This window comes from Haliscomenobacter sp. (assembly GCF_040403615.1).
Lineage (GTDB): Bacteria > Bacteroidota > Bacteroidia > Chitinophagales > Saprospiraceae > Haliscomenobacter.
On sequence record NZ_JBBAKG010000103.1, the window covers coordinates 18,064 to 20,788 of the forward strand.

Annotated in this window: 3 protein-coding genes; 2 read left to right on the plus strand and 1 reads right to left on the minus strand. The window is 50.6% G+C overall.

The window, feature by feature from the left end; all coding sequences use genetic code 11:
* Nucleotides 1-42: 42 nt before the first annotated feature.
* Together atpA and atpG are read left to right on the plus strand one after the other, a co-directional pair.
* A complete protein-coding gene (atpA, locus tag ABW391_RS23805) occupies nt 43-1,644 on the plus strand; it encodes a F0F1 ATP synthase subunit alpha (RefSeq protein WP_353484401.1) in 1,602 nt (533 codons plus the stop codon).
* Between the two features lie 8 nt (nt 1,645-1,652).
* Nucleotides 1,653-2,546, plus strand: coding sequence for an ATP synthase F1 subunit gamma (gene atpG / locus ABW391_RS23810; RefSeq protein WP_353484402.1), 894 nt, complete (start codon nt 1,653-1,655; stop codon nt 2,544-2,546).
* On the opposite strand, the gene ABW391_RS23815 is transcribed toward atpG, so the two are convergent.
* Nucleotides 2,538-2,725: hypothetical protein (locus ABW391_RS23815; RefSeq protein WP_353484403.1), on the minus strand; the 188-nt coding region annotated here is incomplete at its 5' end. The two genes, atpG and ABW391_RS23815, sit on opposite strands and share 9 nt — an antisense overlap.

Consider the following 2,725-nt stretch of genomic DNA (forward strand, 5'->3'; position numbering starts at 1 on the left):
TCATTTAAATAACTCACCGGTTAGGTGCAAATTCGATAAACAATGGTTGACGTTAGACCAGAAGAAATTTCTCAGATACTCAAGCAGCAGATCTCTGGATTTGGATCTGCTTCCGAATTGGAGGAGTTTGGTACCGTATTGCAAGTAGGCGACGGTATCGCTCGTGTTTATGGTCTGAATAGTGCTCAGGCCGGTGAATTGGTAGAGTTCGAATCAGGCGTACAAGCCATCGTACTGAACCTGGAAGAAGACAACGTAGGGGTTGTATTGATGGGTCAAGGCGATGGAATCAAGGAAGGTTCCCGCGTAAAACGCACCAGCCGCATCGCTTCGATTGAAGTAGGCGAAGGTTTCCTGGGTCGCGTAGTGAACCCACTGGGACACCCCATCGACGGTCGCGGCCCGATTGCAGGTGCCAAGTACGAGATGCCATTGGAGCGCAAAGCACCAGGGGTAATCTTCCGTCAGCCCGTAACCGAACCCCTCCAAACGGGTATCAAGGCCATCGACGCCATGATTCCAATTGGTCGTGGCCAACGCGAATTGATCATCGGTGACCGCCAAACGGGTAAAACCGCCATCGCACTGGACACCATCATCAACCAGCGCGAATTTTACGACCGGGGTGAACCTGTATTCTGTATTTATGTTGCCTCCGGCCAAAAAGCTTCCACCGTTGCCAACGTGGCAAAAACCCTGGAAGACGCTGGTGCCATGGCTTATACCGTAATCGTTGCCGCATCTGCTTCTGACCCTGCACCATTGCAGTTTTACGCACCATTTGCAGGAGCTTGTATTGGCGAGTTTTTCCGCGATACAGGTCGTCCAGCGTTGATCATTTACGATGACCTTTCCAAGCAGGCCGTAGCCTACCGCGAGGTATCATTGTTGTTGCGTCGCCCTCCAGGTCGTGAGGCTTATCCTGGTGACGTATTCTACCTGCACAGCCGTTTGTTGGAGCGTGCCGCCAAAATCATCAACAACGATGAGATTGCCCGCAACATGAACGACCTGCCGGACTCACTCAAGAACGCAAAAGACGCCAACGGCGAGTCGATCGTAAAAGGTGGTGGTTCTTTGACCGCCCTGCCAATCATCGAGACCCAAGCTGCCGACGTATCTGCATACATTCCTACCAACGTAATCTCGATTACGGATGGTCAGATCTTCCTCGAAACCAACTTGTTCAACGCAGGTATCCGCCCAGCCATTAACGTAGGTATCTCCGTGAGCCGGGTAGGGGGCAATGCCCAGATCAAGTCGATGAAGAAGGTTTCGGGTACTTTGAAACTCGACCAGGCACAATACCGCGAATTGGAAGCTTTCGCCAAGTTTGGTTCCGATTTGGATCCTGCTACCTTGGCCATCCTTGAAAAAGGCAAGCGCAACGTGGAAATCCTCAAGCAACCACAGTACTCTCCAGTATCCGTTGAGAAGCAAGTAGCCATCATCTACCTGGGCACCAATGGGTTGTTGAAAGATGTTCCAGCTGATAAGGTTCGCGAATTTGAAGAAATCTTCTTGCTGACCATGGAGCAGCGTTACCCAGAAATTTTGGCCAACTTCAAGGCGGGCAAACTGGAAAACGACGACCTGGCCAGAGTAAAAGAATTGTCTGCTGAGTTGACCAACCAATTCAAGTAAAATCCACCATGGGTGCAAATTTAAAAGAGGTACGCGAACGGATCAAGTCGGTCATCAACACGCAACAGATCACCAAGGCCATGAAAATGGTTTCGGCGGCCAAGTTGCGCAAGGCCCAGACTGCCATCCAACAATTGCGGCCTTATGCCAATAAACTGAACGCAATGCTGCGCAACATCCTCTCCAACCTGGAGGGCGATGCCAGTTCCATCTACGGCCAGGAGCGCCCGGTAGAACGCGCTTGTGTTGTGGTGGTTACCTCCAATCGGGGCCTTTGCGGCGCTTTCAACTCCAACGTGTGCAAAGCAGCAGTGGCCGTGATTGATGCCAAATATGCCAGCGTACGCGCCAAAGGCAATTTAGAAATCCTTTGCATTGGCAAACGGGGCGGCGAGTATTTCAAAAAACGCTATCCAGATTGCAAGATCATTACCGATCACCTGATGTTGTTCGAAAACCTTGCTTCTGATAACGTGGAAAAGGTGTCCGGCAAATTGATGGAAGCTTTCGCCAGCAAACAATACGATGCAGTAGAAGTGGCTTATGGCCGCTTCCGCAATGCAGCACTACAATACGCAGAGATCGAGCGCTGGTTGCCCGTGGAAAAACTGGAAGTGGAAGGTACCGGCAACAAACGTGCCGATTACATCTTCGAGCCAACGAAAGAAGGCCTCCTGGATTACCTGATCCCCAGCATCCTGAAAACACAGTTTCAGAAATATGTGCTGGATACGCAGGCTTCCGAGCATGGTGCCCGGATGACCTCCATGGACAAAGCCTCAGAAAACGCCAACGAAATCCTCCGCGAATTGAAAATCAACTACAACAAAGCCCGTCAGGAAGCGATTACCAAGGAAATCCTGGAAATCGTAGGTGGCGCAGCGGCGCTGTCGTCAGATTAAGAAAGCATACGAACAAAACGAAAGATAGGAAGGGGTGTGGCGCTGAAAGTGCTGCACCCCTTTTTGTTGTGGTGTTTTTACTAACCCAAGAAGAACTTGGCCGATAAAGACGCGATCAATCGCCTCTCTACAACCCCAAAAACCTGATCTACCCAAAAATGTCCATAGCAATGCGAAAA